Below are 13,991 nucleotides of genomic sequence, written 5' to 3'. Positions count from 1 at the left end.
GGAAAATGAATAGTTTAAAAGAACGTTTGATAAGTATTAGGGATAATGAATGGGTGATACCAAATGATATTGATCGTTATCCATTTGCCTTAGAATTATTAGAAAATATTGGTACAACAGATTCTGAATTAAGGGATGATTTAATCTTAAATGTATTGTGGTTAATGATTACAGAAAAAATGTTGACAAAAGAACAAGTTAGAGATTTACTTGAAATTTGTTTAAGTGACAAACATTTATTTAACAAATTGGGAGAAATAGAAAATGATGCAGTATTTAATAGAACATTTACTGTATTAATCATCCGTGCAATTATCTATTATCATATTACAAATGGAGAAGACTTATTAAGTAAGGAAGAAGTGATAAATCTTAATGATACGCTTATTCGATATGCAAGATTAGAAAAAGATTTAAGAGGATATGTCGATAAAAAAGGCTGGGCTCATGCGATGGGGCATTCAGGAGATGCGCTTAGATCAATGGCATTTTGTAATGAAATAGGTCATGATGATTTAATGAAAATAGTAGAGGTTGTAAAAGAAAAGATATGTATTAGTGATTATGTTTATATTAATGGAGAAGCTGAGCGATTAGTATCAACCATTATTATTGTTCTATCGAGAGATATATTAGAAGAACAAGAATTAATTCGTTGGGTTAATAGTTTTGAAAATACAAATCCACCAAAGGATTATCCAGAAAAGCATTATTACGAAGAAAATGTTAAGAACTTTTTAAGAAGTTTATACTTTAGAATTAAATTTAATAATTCCTCAAGTATAATTATCGAAGAAATTGAAAAAACATTAAATCGTATGAATGAGGATTATAATAAAATTGCATAAAAAATCATCAAGGTCCCTAGTATATCTATGGACCTTTATAATAATTAGGAGAAAATATGAGTAAAATAATTGATTATTTAAAGAAACCAAAAGTATATACTAAAAGTAGTTGTAAATTTTGGGATGATGAGCATATATCAGAACAGATGCTAAAAGCGCATTTGCATCCAGAATGGGATGCTGCTTCAAGAAATTTTAATTTTATTGAAAATTCAGTGAAATGGATTTCTGAAACTGCACCTGTTGATCAATTTTCACAGGTACTTGATTTAGGTTGTGGTCCAGGATTATATGCTAATCAATTAAATAAACTAGGGTATCAAGTAACAGGGATTGATTTTTCTAAGCGTTCTATTGAATATGCTAAAGAACATAATAAGCAAAATACCTATTATTATCAAAATTATTTAGACATAGACTATGAAAATGAATTTGATTTAATTATTTTAATTTATTGTGATTATGCTGTTTTATCACCAAGTGAACGGATGATATTATTAAATAAAATCTTTAAAGCATTAAAAAAAGGTGGGAAGTTTATTTTTGATGTCTTTACACCAATTTATTATAAAGGAAAGACAGAAAGTACTAACTGGTCATTAAATGAAGAAGGTGGTTTTTTTAAGCCAAATCCTCATTTATGTTTAGAAGCACATTATATTTATGATAATAATATCCGTTTAAATCAGTTTGTTGTTATTGATGAAAAAGATAATATTGATGTATTTAGAATATGGGATACATATTTTACAAAAGAAACTCTAACAAATGAAATCAAATCAATTAATTTTAAAAATATTGAATTTTATTCAGATGTTTGTGGAAAACCATATGATCTTCAACATGAAACTATGTGTATTGTCTTAGAAAAATAGTTAATTATCAATTTCAATTATTACCATGGATAATTCTTCTTGAGATAACAAAATCTAAGATTAGGTCATTATCTTAATTACTTCAAAGACAAGGAGGAATTTCATGAGAGAAGGTTTAATTCCAACTATACTTGGTACTGGTGTTACCGCTACAGGTATCGCAATGAAAGCTAGAAGCATGAAAAAAAATATGAACATGACAAACAATTTAATGCCAGTGATTGCTGCAGGTGTTATCGGATTTGGATTGGCACATGTTTTATTAGGTACCATTGATTTATTTGAACACAGATAATTAAGACCTATTAGAAGTAGGGGTTAACACCTTTGCTTCTTTTTTACGTTTTTCATCTAAAAAATAGGCTACTTCCATAAATAAATATTAACAATGAGAAGGTACACTTTAATTTTGGGATTATTTATAAATTTCTTTATAAAAACTAGTTATTAAATGATATACTCTTACAAGTATTGAATTGAATAAAATAAATTAACAATGTATAATAATTTATAGAAAGAGGGTATTTTTAATGGTAATAAATTGAGTAAGGTGGTGTGAGAGTTTAGATTCAGTATTATTATTAGGGACAATATTTAAATACTAAAAACAATTTTTTGCTCTTTCAAAAGTTATAAGGGAGAGAATAATGAAAAAATATTTATGTAAAGGAATACGTAGCAAACAAATTCTAACTTTATCAAATTTTGTAATTAGGTTCAAAAAATTCTTTACATTCCTGAAGTTGGATGGACAGCACTCTGCAATTAAAAGAGGAACAGAAATTCTGAATATGATAGATTATTTTAGTTAGGAGACATTAAATGAGCAAAGTAATTAAAGGTGATGTTTTTGAGTTAATAACTCCTAAAGGGAAATTATTTATTCAAAATATAGATCAAAAACCTAAAGAACCAAATCTTGTTAGAATATTACAAAGGTTTCATATTGAAGAATCACTTGAAGTAAATAAATTAGTTGAAGAACCAGAACAATTTTCAATATTTTTCGCTTTACGTTTCGCATTGAAAAAAGGAATAGTAAGAAAAGTTGGAAATTTTAATATTCCTAATTCTTACAATATTCCAACTGAGATGCGAACACCAGTAGTAGATAAAAATGGAAAGTTAAAGCATTGGCATATTGTAGATGTTGAAACACTTGTAAGGAAAAGAGTAGATAAACTTTCTGATACACAAAAAAAACTTTCTCCACATGAGATTTGGAATGATACTTTATTAATTGAAAGATTAGTATCGGGATGGACATTAGAAAATTGGAAAGAAGATTAGTCATTAAAGTCATGACATTTACGTGTTATGGTTTTTTTATATGCAAGAGAACCTAATTAACTTACTTCTCTCTGCATTTTCAAACAGTTTAATCAAATTATACGGGTAGTAATTCTAATTAAGTAGAATTGAAATCTATATGGAAGATATTGTTAGTTATTTTTTGAAAGTCTACTTTAAAATTAGCGCTTAAAATGCATATATGATAATGAAAAGATCAAATTTCATAAAACAATGATAATAACACTTTATACACTTAGTACTATTACTATAGTATAGATAAATTAATCATATATTAAACTGATTAAAAAGTACTTAAATAGTAAAAAGGAAGCAATCATTGTTTTAATTGGAGCTACTATCGATTCCGAGTAATTAATATAAGAGGTTATAAATAATGCTTTACAAGCGTTGTTAATGGCATTTAATATTGTTCGTAAAATAATTACCAATAATTAGGAGGAAAGAAATGGAGAAGGTTTACGGCTATGTCCGTGTTAGTACTTCAATTCAAGTTGAGAAAGGATTTGGATTAATAACACAGGAAGATAGTATTAAGAAATACTGCCAAGAATACAATTTAGAATTAGTATGTGAAAGTATTTGGATATGAAATTTTCATCTATTTTCTTACTTATTATTTTTTAGAAACTATTGGTATAAACTACAATATATGGTAATATTTAACTATATAATAACTTTATTAGTTTAACAAATAACTTATAAAGTTAAATTAAGGCTATACTTAATATTTCAATATTGTAACATCAGTCTATTGAAAGAAAAGTTTTTATTCGCTAATAATAGCGATTAATATAAAGAAATTTATTGAATACAAATACTATCATACAAGGAGGAAATATATGCAGGTTTTTAATAAGGAAATGGTCAATATTGGTGGAGTTGAACAGTTTATTCAAGTTACAGGTAATAATGAAGAAAATCCTTTGTTACTTATGTTACATGGCGGGCCTGGCGCACCATTTAGTGTTTTAATGCAAGCTTTACCAAAAGAGTATGAAGAAAACTTTTTAGTTGCTCATTGGGATCAAAGAGGAGCAGGAAACTCATATCATGATAACATCTTAAAAGAAACAATGAATATTGAACAAATTATTAGTGATGCATCCGAAGTAGTTGATTATTTACTAAAGAAATATCAGAAAGACAAAATATTTCTTTTAGGGATGTCTTGGGGATCGGCTATCGGGGTTCAACTAGCCAATCAAATTCCTGAAAAATTATATGCTTATATTGGAACAGGCCAAATGGTCGATACGAATAAGTCTGAAATAATAAGTTATGATTTTTTACTTAGTGAAGTTAAAAAGTTAAAAAATGAAGAAGCAATACAAGACCTAGAAAGAATTGGTAGACCACCATATAAAGATTGTAATGATTTAATTGTCCAAAGAAAATGGTTTGTAGGATTAGGATATGGCGAACGAAAAATAAATACAAGTAAATTATATCAAGAATATTGTACTAGTGAAGAATTAGAAAAAATTGTTGAAGGGATTAATTTTTCAAATGAGTTATTAGATTTTGATTTAATAGATAAATTTGAAGCGAAAAATATTTTAGAATTAAAGATACCAATTTATTTGATTGTAGGGAAATATGATTATCAAACAGCATGGGAACTACAAGAGTCCTATTTTAATACAATTAAAGCACCTAAGAAAGGTTTAGTATGGTTAGAAGAATCAGGCCATTCAACGATATTTGAAGAACCTAAAGACTTTGTTTCTGAGTTGATAAAAATTAAGGAGGAAGTTGAAGATTAAGCTAGATAATCTTTAATTAATAATTTAAAGATAGGAGATAAGTATATGAAAAATGAAATTATTCCAATATCTTTAGGGAATGTTAAAGTTTATTTAATTAAGGGAGAAAAATGGGTGTTAGTAGATACAGGGTTTGCTTTTTCATACAAAATGATGCTTAAAGCAATGGAAAAGCATCAAATAAATCCAGAAGATATTTCGTTAATAATCATTACTCACAATCATTTAGACCATGTTGGTGGATTAGTGAAATTACAGAAATTAACGAATGCCAAAGTGTTGATTCATAGGTTTGATGGGGAAGATTTGAGAAATGGAATTAGTAGTGTTGTAAAACCTGTAAAGATTCTAGCTAAAATAATATTTAAATTGTTTCATGGAAAACACGTCACTTTTGAACCACATATAGAAATAGATGGTGATATGGATTTATCAGAATTTGGATTAAGTGGAAAAATTATTCATACCCCAGGACATACACCAGGGTCAGTATCAATTTTATTAGATAATGGGGATTGTATTATTGGTGATTTAATATCAGGGAATAAGAAAAAAGCAAAATTATTCTACGTTATAGATGATATTAATGAACTTAAATCAAGTTTAAAGAAGTTAATTCAATTAGGAGCAAAACGTTTTTATACATCTCACGCTAAAGTATGTGATGTTGAAGCGGTAGAAAAATTGTTAGATTAATCATTTAACTATGATAATTACTATTGAATGAACTCGTAAAATGATAGGAGTTATTAACATGGATAATATTTGGTTTATTGTTAATGTTGAGGCAGCAATTTATCAAGGTGATAAATGGTTAGTTATTAAAAGAGGAATGAAAGAGACACATGCGAAAGGGTTATTGTCACTTGTTGGTGGAAAAGTAGAAAATGCTTCTGTTGAAGCTGATGTTTTAGAGAAAACAATTAAACGAGAAATATTAGAAGAAGTAGGGATTGAAATAAAGGATGATATTGAATATCTTGAAAGTAAAGCCTTTGTAACTGATGAAGGGAATGCTGTTGTTGATGTCGTCTTCTTATGTCAATATAAAGCTCTAGAAGCAAGAGTGATTGATTCAAATGAGGTAGAAAAAGTTTACTGGAAGACAAAAGATGAAATATTATCAGATGATAAAGCTCCAATTTATCTTAAAGAAATTATTATAAAAGCAGATAAATTAAGAATCAATAATAAGAGAGATTGGTTATGATATCTTATGGTAGGAGTATCCGCTGGTTTAATCATTATAAAGATGAAGTCAAATTCTCTAAATTAAATGGTTTTGATTTTATGCAAGTTTGGTATTTTAAAGGTGACATAATAGTAGATCGTATAGAAGTAGATAAAAAAGAATTTATTAAAAAATGCCGTTTTCCAATTATTTTTCATGCTGTTTTTGATATTTCTGATTTTGATGAGCACGTTCCTAAATTATTTGAAATATTAACTTATTTTAATCATCATGAAGTTATCATCCATCCGATTTGTGAAATCGAAATAATTACTTCTGAAACTATTTATAAACTAGCTGGAAATGTTAAAAAAGCAAATGAAATCTTCAGTAAAGAAGGAATTACGCTTTATATAGAAAATAATAGTCGATTAGACCCGATTAATTATCATGCAGAAGAGGTTGAAATTTTATTTTCTATAAATCCAACAGTAGAATTTTTATTAGATATTGCTCATATTGATAGCTATGAACATCTGAAGAAATTAGTTAATATTAAAATGCCCAAAATGCTTCATATTAGTGATAAGCATTTTAATAAAATCCATGAACATTTACCAATTGGCCATGGTGATTTAGATTATCAATTCATTTTTACTGATATACTAAAAGATTTTCAAGGTAAAATAATTTTTGAAATAGTTGATGAGGATAACTTAATTAAAAATTCAAAAAACTTTATTAAAAAGATAATAGATATGAAAAATCAACATTAACTTAAATGTTGATTTTAATATTTTGTAACAATAGTTAACAAATTTTATTAATGCAATTGCTAATTGAATATATCAACTGTTAATTTATTGTCAAAATAATGATGTACTATTATACTAGAGTTAGTAAAAATGGGAGGTATATTATGGATTATAAGAAAATCGGGAGTTTATTAGCAAGTTTAAGAAAAGAAAAGTCATTAACTCAAACCAATTTAGCGGATATATTAAACGTTACCCATCAAGCGATTTCAAGATGGGAAACAGGAGAAAGTATTCCAGATGTGCAAATGTTAATTAATCTATCTATGTTTTATAATATTACTGTTGATGAGATATTAAAGGGTGAATTAAAAGAAAGTGATGAACCTTCAACTTCATCTGAATCAATTATTAATAAAGCGAAAAAAATGATCATTATCGCATTTTCACTCGTACTTGGTGGTTCGGTTTTCTTTTATGGGATTACTTGGGTAGCCTATAAAGAGATCCTTGGATTTATGGTTCAATTAGCATTTTTAATTGGTAGTGGTGTTATCTTTGTATTAAGTTATCAGGATATGAATACCTATTTATTAAATGTGAAAGAGACAAATAAAAGATTAACTATTAGTGTCTATTTAAAAAAAGTGATTATGATTTGGTTCACTATAGTGATCCTTTCACTTGGCTTATCACTTCCTTATCTTATATTTGACAATTCTGCTTATTCAGAAAGTATTTTAAAACTTGGTTATTATCTTTCAGTTGTCCCTTATTTTATTGTTGGTAGCTTATTTCTATCCTTAGTCATTATGACTCGAATTGATAACCATTATTATCATAAGTATGAAATCAATAAAATGTTCGTTTTCAATTCAAAAGCAATAGATAAAGTTTTTAAATATATATATCCTTCTTTTATTATTGTATTATTAATTGTGAAACATAATTTATTCAATTATGATAAATTGTTCTTTTTATTAGTGTTACTTGTATTATTAATAATTGATGACTTTGTAAAAATTATACGAAGAAAAAAATATGTTATATTAAGAATTTCAAGAATAATTGTGGCAGTTGTATTTATATTATATGATATAATAACACATTCTTGGATAATAAACCAAAGTTCCCCTATATCTATATTATTATCAGGTGTATTAATAATCTATTATTTTATATCTTTTATTAAGAAGTTTAATTATTATTCTATTAATCAAAAAATTAATTTATTATGTCAATTAACGTCTTTCACTTTATTTATTATTACATTAGTTTCCTTGTATTCAACTTTAAAATGTATTTATGATAGTATTTATTACTTTTCTATTAAAAACCAATTTTGTTATTATTATATTTTCCTTTATATCTTTATTGATTATATTTGTAGAATCTACATGAATAAAACAAATGAATAATCATTATATAAATTAATTTATTGTATAATTCTAAATATTAGTCTATAATATTTTATATAAGGGGTGATTAATATGAAAAAGTATGTGTTAGAAGATGGATTTGAGGCAATTGAAGCCAGTCAAAATGAATTTGGGAAATATCATACGATTTATAAATTAGGAACAAGTAATGTTTGGTTTCCTATGAATATGCAAAGTTGTATGAATCTCTATGCAGGGTTTGAAAATCCATATTGGATGAACTTAAATGGAATACGTATCGGTGGCGCGTTAATTGAACCTAATTGGTTTGGGTTATATTTTGTAATTTCACCTTTTGAGGATGAATATAAACTATTAAAACAACTATTAAAACTTGTTAAAAAATATCTGATCCAAAAAAACCAAATCGCTTACGGTATTCATCATCAATCGGTTCCTTTCTTAAAGACTAAAAACAGGTGAACTTAAAAATTGAACAAATGGAAAAATTAATGATTTGTGCTACTAAACCTTATGAGATTACATGGAATGAAAAAGTGTATTGTGATACGGTTAAAGAAAGTGAACTTAAAGAAATGATTAACTTATATTATTCAGTTTATAGTAAAAGTCATGTTCAAAGCGTTGCAAGACAAAAATATGAATATTATGATGCTCTTTTAAAAGAACAAATTAATGATATCGATTGTGATTATTCAAGTATAATCCATGATTCAAAAACACATGAAATCATCGCAGTTTGCTTAGTTCAAGAATGGGAACAACTTCCCTATATTTTAGATATCGTTGTAAATCCGATGTATCAGAATCAGGGAATAGGAGAAATGATGATAAAGAAAGTCTTGCATAGGGCTAAAGATAAATATCCTGCGATTCGTTTAAGTGTTAATCCAGGAAATCCTGCTGAATATTTATATCATAAACTAGGGTTTATTGGTGGCACAATTACTTACAAGTTAAAATATGAGAATTAAAACACAGTTATTGTGTTTTTTTCATTTTTATTTGAAATTATTAGGAAAACCCCTTTACTTTTACCTTACGTCAACTGATATAATTAGTTAAGATTCATTTCTTATGGAGGTATTTCATGACAGAAGTTAAAGCGATAAGTACAATATGTGAAACATATAATATCACCAGTCGTACGCTGAGATATTATGAAGAAATTGGATTAATTACTAGTATTCGAAAAGGAGATGGTAATTACCGTTGTTATGATGAAGAGATGATTAGTCGTATTGAACAAATTCTTTTAATGAGAAGATTATCCTTATCTGTTAAGGAAATCCAAAGTATCTTAACCACAAACAATATCAATGAGACACTTAATATATTTATGAATAAATTAAATATGCTTAAAGAAGATCTGATTAAAAATGTATCAGTCATTAATGATATTGAGAAGATGATAAGGCTAATTCAGATGAATCGAAATTTAAATCATTTTAGTACTTTAAATAAAGTACTAACAATGGATAATAAGAAAACAGAAGATGTTACAGGAGATATATTAGATAATAGTGATTTATTAAATAAATGGAATATAAGAATCATTAGATTACACCCGATGAGAGTTGCTTATTATGTAGCCCATAGTAAGCAACCTGAAGATGATGCTTGGAAGGTAATAACAAAATGGGTTGAAAAGAACCAATTAGATCAATTATTTACCACGAGATATTTTGGATTTAATAACCCAAATCCAACCAATTTATCAAGTATCTATGGATATGAGGTGTGGATAACAGTAGATGAACAGGTTAAAGAAAGTGAAGAAATCAAGATTAAAACTTTTCCAGGTGGACTTTATGCGGTAATGACATCTAATATAGTTGATATCGTAAAATCTTGGCGTAAGATGTATGACTTAATCGATCAAAGTAAGAATTATCAAGTTGGGAAAAGATGGCTTGAAGAACATTTAATTTTAGAGGATACAACATGGAATCAGAATTTCCAAGTTGATCTATATTGCCCATTAATATTAAAGGAGGATTAAATGAATATTAAATTATTAAAAGCATCTGTTGAAGATGCTAAAGAGTTAACAGAGGTTTCAATAACAACATTTGATGATGATTCAAGAAGGTTTTTTAATAGGGATGCAGGAGGGCCTCCTGGGTATGACTCAATTAAAGAACAAGAAAAGCGAATAAATGAACAAATCTACTATAAAATATGCGATGATGAAAAAATAATTGGAGCGACAGTATTAACTAAACAGGATGAACTTCATATGGAATTATCTGCGATCTTTATTATGCCTCAGTATCAAGATAAAGGAATCGGTCAAGATATAATTCAAAAATTAGAAGAGTTATACCCAAAGGCAAAAAAATGGTCTTTAGATACACCAAGTGTATGTGTTAGAAATCATTATTTATATGAAAAGTTAGGGTATCAAAAAGTGAATGAAATGATGTTAGACCAGAAAACTAATCTTAAACTATATTTTTATGAGAAAAATATCGGTTAAGAATAAGATATCTATTAATATAGGAAGATGGCTTATAGATAAGTCATCTTCTTATATTTTTTGATAAATTAATTATGAAATATTATAGATTTTATAATTTCCTTGTTATATAATAACAATGTACTTTTAAAATTGGAGGGAGAATGATTATGAAACCAGTTTTTAGACATAGTCAGTTATATACTTTTTTACTTGTTTGTCATTACGAATCATTAGAAAAGAAAATATTAGATTGTGGTGCAGGGGGACAAACACCACCACTCGCTATTTTTAAAGAGCATGGGTTTGAAACTTATGGAATTGATATTAGTGATGATCAAATAAAACGTGCAAAAGAATTTGAAGAAAAACATCAGATGACATTAAATATTGAAAAAGGAAATATGTTATCGATTCCTTTTGAAGATGAATCTTTTGGTTGTGTCTATTCTTATAATTCAATATTTCATTTAAGTAAAGAAGATATTCGTAAAGCTATTCAAGAAATTCGTCGTGTGTTAAAACCAGGTGGAATGGCATTCATCAATTTTGCATCTTCAAATGATGATAGAGCTACTTATGGAAAGAAAGTAGGAGAAGGTGAATATCTTCAAGATGAACACGGTAATGAAGATGTTCTTCATAGTTACTTTGCTGAAAATGAAGCAGAAGATTACTTTGAGGGCTTTAGAATTTTTGTAAAGGAAAATCGGATTAAAAATATATTTAGAGACAATATGAAAATAACCAGGGGTTATATTGATTATATAGTAGTGAAAGAGTAATTTTATAACTAGGATAAATAAGACATTTATTGGAGTTAATCCAATAAGTGTCTTATTTTATTATTTTAAAATAAATCAATAAAAAGACTTGACATTTATCTTATATACTAATATACTTAATTACATAAGTAATTAACCAAATAAGGAAGGAGATTTGATATGCAACTTGACTTTCAGAGTGAAAAACCGATATACATTCAATTAGCAGAAGCAATAGAAGATGATATTTTAAATGGAATTTATGAAGAAGAGCAACAGATAATATCCACAACAGAGATATCAATTCATTTAAAAATAAATCCAGCGACCGCTGGGAAAGGTGTTAATTTACTTGTTAGTGAAGGAATACTGTATAAAAAAAGAGGTGTTGGTATGTTTGTATTAAAAGGAGCGAAAGAAAAAGTGTTTATTAAAAGAAAAAAAAGTTTTTATGATAACTATATATTATCATTACTAGATGAAGCATCAAAATTAAACATAAAGAAAGAAGATATTATTGATATGATAGAAAGGGGAAATTGTGATGAGTAAAATAGTCGTTCATTCATTAACAAAACAATATGGTGATATTGTTGCGCTAAATGATGTGAATTTAAAATTAGAACCAAATAAAATTTATGGTTTATTAGGAAGAAATGGTGCAGGGAAGAGTACACTTTTAAATCTAATGACTAATAAGTTATTTCCAACTTCAGGTGAAATCTTAATTGATGATGAAAGTGTTATTGAAAATGATTGTGTTTTAAATAAAATATTTTATATGGTAGAAAAAAACTTATTCCCACTAGGATATAAAATTAAAGAAATATTTAAATGGACAAAAGAGTTTTATCCATCATTTGATTTAGATTACGCGAAAGAATTATGTGATAAATTTGGTTTAGATACGAAATTAAAAATAAAAGCATTATCAACAGGCTATTTAACAATATTTAAGGATATTTTAGCGTTAGCCTCTCAAGCAGAAATTCTACTTCTTGATGAACCCGTATTAGGACTTGATGCTAATCATCGTGACTTATTGTATAAAGAGATCATCAGTAATTTCATTGAACATCCTAAAACAATATTAATTTCAACTCATTTAATTGATGAAGTGGCAGATATATTAGAGGAAGTCATTATAATAAAAGAAGGAAATATTATTGTACAGAATTCAGTTGAAAAACTATTAATGAGTGCTTATAGAATATCAGGTGAAGCTAGTAGAGTCGATGAATATTTAAAAAACAGAAAGCATGTTGGTGCTGAAACAATGGGTAAATATAAATCAACTACCGTGTTAGAAGATATAAAAGATAAAGATATGAAATTAATCAATGAACTTGATTTAGAAGTTTCTAAAGCACCACTTCAAAAATTATTTATAAGTTTAACGAATTAAAGGAGGTTTTATAAATGAAAGATATTTTAAAAGTGACAAAATATCAATTACAAGATTTTAAAAAAGCAATCATCGTCTATTATGCGATTATATATACTTTTGCATTGTGTTTATTGTTAGTAAAATATATTTTTGATGGATCAATCACAATTAGTGGGTTTGGATCAATCACCATGATTTTCTTATTTGTCGCAGGACTGAATAGTTTTAAATCAGATTTTAAGTTTATGTCAGCGTTTAATGTGTCTAGAAAGAGATTTTTCTTATCTAGTATCATCACATTTGCAGGTGTTTCTTTATTAATGGCATTTATAGATGTTGTTACGAATCAAATACTAAATCGTTTAATCACATTTGAAGGTTTTTATAATTCCATCTATCATAACCAATATTTTGTGATGGACCTAACATGGACATTTTCAGTGTTCTTATTTACCCTTGGTGTTGGCTTCTTCATTACGATGTTATATTATGTGTGTAATAAATTAATGAAAACAGTGGTATCACTTATGCCAGTTTTGATCATTATTCTATGGTCAATAATAAGTTATTTAACTAATGGTAAGTTAATGAAGATTACAAGTAATGTGTTTAATTTTATGGCAGGAGAAACAACAAATTCATATATGGCCGTATTAAGTTTATTACTTGGTTTTGCATTATTTTCATACTTTAATTATTTATTGATAAGGAAAATGATAATTAGAGATTAATGGTTTAGGACGCTTTTAGCGTCCCTTTTTAAATTATAGGGGTTAATATGTTCAAAAATAGGCTGAAATCATGATTAAAATAATAGGAAAATAAAAATAAAATTAAATTTATTATAATATAGTATTTACAATAGTGTACGATAAATAGTATAATACTAACAGGAGGTGTCGTAGTGGAATTAAGTAAAGAAACTGAAATTTATGATAGTTTAGTTCAAGAACTAAGAAGAGGAACAATTGTCCTTAGTGTATTAAGTCAATTAGAAGAGCCACAGTATGGTTATTCACTTGTCACCCTTCTTGATGAAAAAGGACTATCAATTGAACCAAGTACTTTATATCCTTTGTTACGACGATTAGAAAAGCAAAAATTATTAGTCAGTCATTGGGATACAGAGGGTACAAAACCAAGAAAATATTATGAGTTGAGTGAGTTAGGTAAAAAAGTATATAAAAGATTATGTGATCATTGGTTTGATATGGTTAAAACAATGAATAATCTTATTTAAGAAGGAGTGATTTAAT

At 27.1% G+C, this 13,991-nt stretch carries 19 protein-coding genes; all 19 read left to right on the top strand.

Annotated elements, in window-relative coordinates:
* Positions 1-5 precede the first annotated feature (5 nt).
* A complete protein-coding gene (locus KHQ81_11850) occupies positions 6-848 on the top strand; it encodes a DUF2785 domain-containing protein (GenBank protein QVK17536.1) in 843 nt (280 codons plus the stop codon).
* 56 nt (positions 849-904) lie between these two features.
* On the top strand, positions 905-1,723 hold the full coding sequence (locus KHQ81_11845; protein QVK17535.1) for a methyltransferase domain-containing protein: 819 nt from the start codon (positions 905-907) through the stop codon (positions 1,721-1,723).
* A gap of 103 nt (positions 1,724-1,826) precedes the next feature.
* Positions 1,827-2,018 (top strand): asparagine synthase, encoded by a 192-nt coding sequence (locus KHQ81_11840; GenBank protein ID QVK17534.1) that lies wholly within the window; start codon positions 1,827-1,829, stop codon positions 2,016-2,018.
* Between the two features lie 527 nt (positions 2,019-2,545).
* Complete coding sequence (locus tag KHQ81_11835) at positions 2,546-3,013, top strand: hypothetical protein (protein QVK17533.1); 468 nt, start codon at positions 2,546-2,548, stop codon at positions 3,011-3,013.
* A gap of 469 nt (positions 3,014-3,482) precedes the next feature.
* Complete coding sequence (locus KHQ81_11830; protein ID QVK17532.1) at positions 3,483-3,626, top strand: recombinase family protein; 144 nt, start codon at positions 3,483-3,485, stop codon at positions 3,624-3,626.
* 250 nt (positions 3,627-3,876) lie between these two features.
* On the top strand, positions 3,877-4,800 hold the full coding sequence (locus KHQ81_11825) for an alpha/beta hydrolase (protein QVK17531.1): 924 nt from the start codon (positions 3,877-3,879) through the stop codon (positions 4,798-4,800).
* A gap of 45 nt (positions 4,801-4,845) precedes the next feature.
* The gene (locus tag KHQ81_11820) at positions 4,846-5,496 is read left to right on the top strand and encodes an MBL fold metallo-hydrolase (protein QVK17530.1); all 651 of its coding nucleotides are present in this window, start codon (positions 4,846-4,848) and stop codon (positions 5,494-5,496) included.
* Between the two features lie 58 nt (positions 5,497-5,554).
* The gene (locus KHQ81_11815) at positions 5,555-6,010 is read left to right on the top strand and encodes an NUDIX domain-containing protein (GenBank protein ID QVK17529.1); all 456 of its coding nucleotides are present in this window, start codon (positions 5,555-5,557) and stop codon (positions 6,008-6,010) included.
* Positions 6,007-6,747: a sugar phosphate isomerase/epimerase gene (locus tag KHQ81_11810; protein ID QVK17528.1), complete on the top strand. Its 741-nt coding sequence runs from the start codon at positions 6,007-6,009 to the stop codon at positions 6,745-6,747. The genes KHQ81_11815 and KHQ81_11810 overlap by 4 nt, the downstream gene beginning before the upstream one ends.
* 143 nt (positions 6,748-6,890) lie before the next feature.
* On the top strand, positions 6,891-8,144 hold the full coding sequence (locus tag KHQ81_11805; protein ID QVK17527.1) for a helix-turn-helix transcriptional regulator: 1,254 nt from the start codon (positions 6,891-6,893) through the stop codon (positions 8,142-8,144).
* 72 nt (positions 8,145-8,216) lie between these two features.
* Positions 8,217-8,588: a hypothetical protein gene (locus KHQ81_11800; GenBank protein ID QVK17526.1), complete on the top strand. Its 372-nt coding sequence runs from the start codon at positions 8,217-8,219 to the stop codon at positions 8,586-8,588.
* Positions 8,585-9,100, top strand: coding sequence for a GNAT family N-acetyltransferase (locus KHQ81_11795; GenBank protein ID QVK17525.1), 516 nt, complete (start codon positions 8,585-8,587; stop codon positions 9,098-9,100). The genes KHQ81_11800 and KHQ81_11795 overlap by 4 nt, the downstream gene beginning before the upstream one ends.
* A gap of 116 nt (positions 9,101-9,216) precedes the next feature.
* Entirely contained in the window at positions 9,217-10,128 is a 912-nt protein-coding gene (locus KHQ81_11790) for an effector binding domain-containing protein (protein QVK17524.1), read from the top strand.
* Complete coding sequence (locus KHQ81_11785) at positions 10,129-10,605, top strand: GNAT family N-acetyltransferase (protein QVK17523.1); 477 nt, start codon at positions 10,129-10,131, stop codon at positions 10,603-10,605.
* Between the two features lie 149 nt (positions 10,606-10,754).
* A complete protein-coding gene (locus tag KHQ81_11780) occupies positions 10,755-11,369 on the top strand; it encodes a class I SAM-dependent methyltransferase (protein QVK17522.1) in 615 nt (204 codons plus the stop codon).
* Between the two features lie 159 nt (positions 11,370-11,528).
* Positions 11,529-11,900, top strand: a complete 372-nt coding sequence (locus KHQ81_11775; protein ID QVK17521.1) for a GntR family transcriptional regulator — start codon at positions 11,529-11,531, stop codon at positions 11,898-11,900.
* Positions 11,893-12,753, top strand: a complete 861-nt coding sequence (locus tag KHQ81_11770; protein ID QVK17520.1) for an ABC transporter ATP-binding protein — start codon at positions 11,893-11,895, stop codon at positions 12,751-12,753. Before KHQ81_11775 ends, KHQ81_11770 begins: the two co-directional genes overlap by 8 nt.
* Positions 12,754-12,767: 14 nt before the next feature.
* Positions 12,768-13,466, top strand: coding sequence for a hypothetical protein (locus tag KHQ81_11765; GenBank protein QVK17519.1), 699 nt, complete (start codon positions 12,768-12,770; stop codon positions 13,464-13,466).
* 173 nt (positions 13,467-13,639) lie between these two features.
* The gene (locus KHQ81_11760) at positions 13,640-13,975 is read left to right on the top strand and encodes a helix-turn-helix transcriptional regulator (protein QVK17518.1); all 336 of its coding nucleotides are present in this window, start codon (positions 13,640-13,642) and stop codon (positions 13,973-13,975) included.
* The last annotated feature ends 16 nt before the right edge of the window (positions 13,976-13,991 follow it).

Source organism: Mycoplasmatota bacterium, assembly GCA_018394295.1.
GTDB lineage: Bacteria > Bacillota_I > Bacilli_A > Haloplasmatales > Haloplasmataceae > JAENYC01.
This window is presented reverse-complemented; position numbering and strand designations above follow the sequence as displayed.

Bases quoted from the DNA above. Each gene is read 5' to 3' on its own strand.
- KHQ81_11850 (QVK17536.1), top strand. From the start codon at position 6: ATGAATAGTTTAAAAGAACGTTTGATAAGTATTAGGGATAATGAATGG.
- KHQ81_11845 (QVK17535.1), top strand. From the start codon at position 905: ATGAGTAAAATAATTGATTATTTAAAGAAACCAAAAGTATATACTAAA.
- KHQ81_11840 (QVK17534.1), top strand. From the start codon at position 1,827: ATGAGAGAAGGTTTAATTCCAACTATACTTGGTACTGGTGTTACCGCT.
- KHQ81_11835 (QVK17533.1), top strand. From the start codon at position 2,546: ATGAGCAAAGTAATTAAAGGTGATGTTTTTGAGTTAATAACTCCTAAA.
- KHQ81_11830 (QVK17532.1), top strand. From the start codon at position 3,483: ATGGAGAAGGTTTACGGCTATGTCCGTGTTAGTACTTCAATTCAAGTT.
- KHQ81_11825 (QVK17531.1), top strand. From the start codon at position 3,877: ATGCAGGTTTTTAATAAGGAAATGGTCAATATTGGTGGAGTTGAACAG.
- KHQ81_11820 (QVK17530.1), top strand. From the start codon at position 4,846: ATGAAAAATGAAATTATTCCAATATCTTTAGGGAATGTTAAAGTTTAT.
- KHQ81_11815 (QVK17529.1), top strand. From the start codon at position 5,555: ATGGATAATATTTGGTTTATTGTTAATGTTGAGGCAGCAATTTATCAA.
- KHQ81_11810 (QVK17528.1), top strand. From the start codon at position 6,007: ATGATATCTTATGGTAGGAGTATCCGCTGGTTTAATCATTATAAAGAT.
- KHQ81_11805 (QVK17527.1), top strand. From the start codon at position 6,891: ATGGATTATAAGAAAATCGGGAGTTTATTAGCAAGTTTAAGAAAAGAA.
- KHQ81_11800 (QVK17526.1), top strand. From the start codon at position 8,217: ATGAAAAAGTATGTGTTAGAAGATGGATTTGAGGCAATTGAAGCCAGT.
- KHQ81_11790 (QVK17524.1), top strand. From the start codon at position 9,217: ATGACAGAAGTTAAAGCGATAAGTACAATATGTGAAACATATAATATC.
- KHQ81_11785 (QVK17523.1), top strand. From the start codon at position 10,129: ATGAATATTAAATTATTAAAAGCATCTGTTGAAGATGCTAAAGAGTTA.
- KHQ81_11780 (QVK17522.1), top strand. From the start codon at position 10,755: ATGAAACCAGTTTTTAGACATAGTCAGTTATATACTTTTTTACTTGTT.
- KHQ81_11775 (QVK17521.1), top strand. From the start codon at position 11,529: ATGCAACTTGACTTTCAGAGTGAAAAACCGATATACATTCAATTAGCA.
- KHQ81_11770 (QVK17520.1), top strand. From the start codon at position 11,893: ATGAGTAAAATAGTCGTTCATTCATTAACAAAACAATATGGTGATATT.
- KHQ81_11765 (QVK17519.1), top strand. From the start codon at position 12,768: ATGAAAGATATTTTAAAAGTGACAAAATATCAATTACAAGATTTTAAA.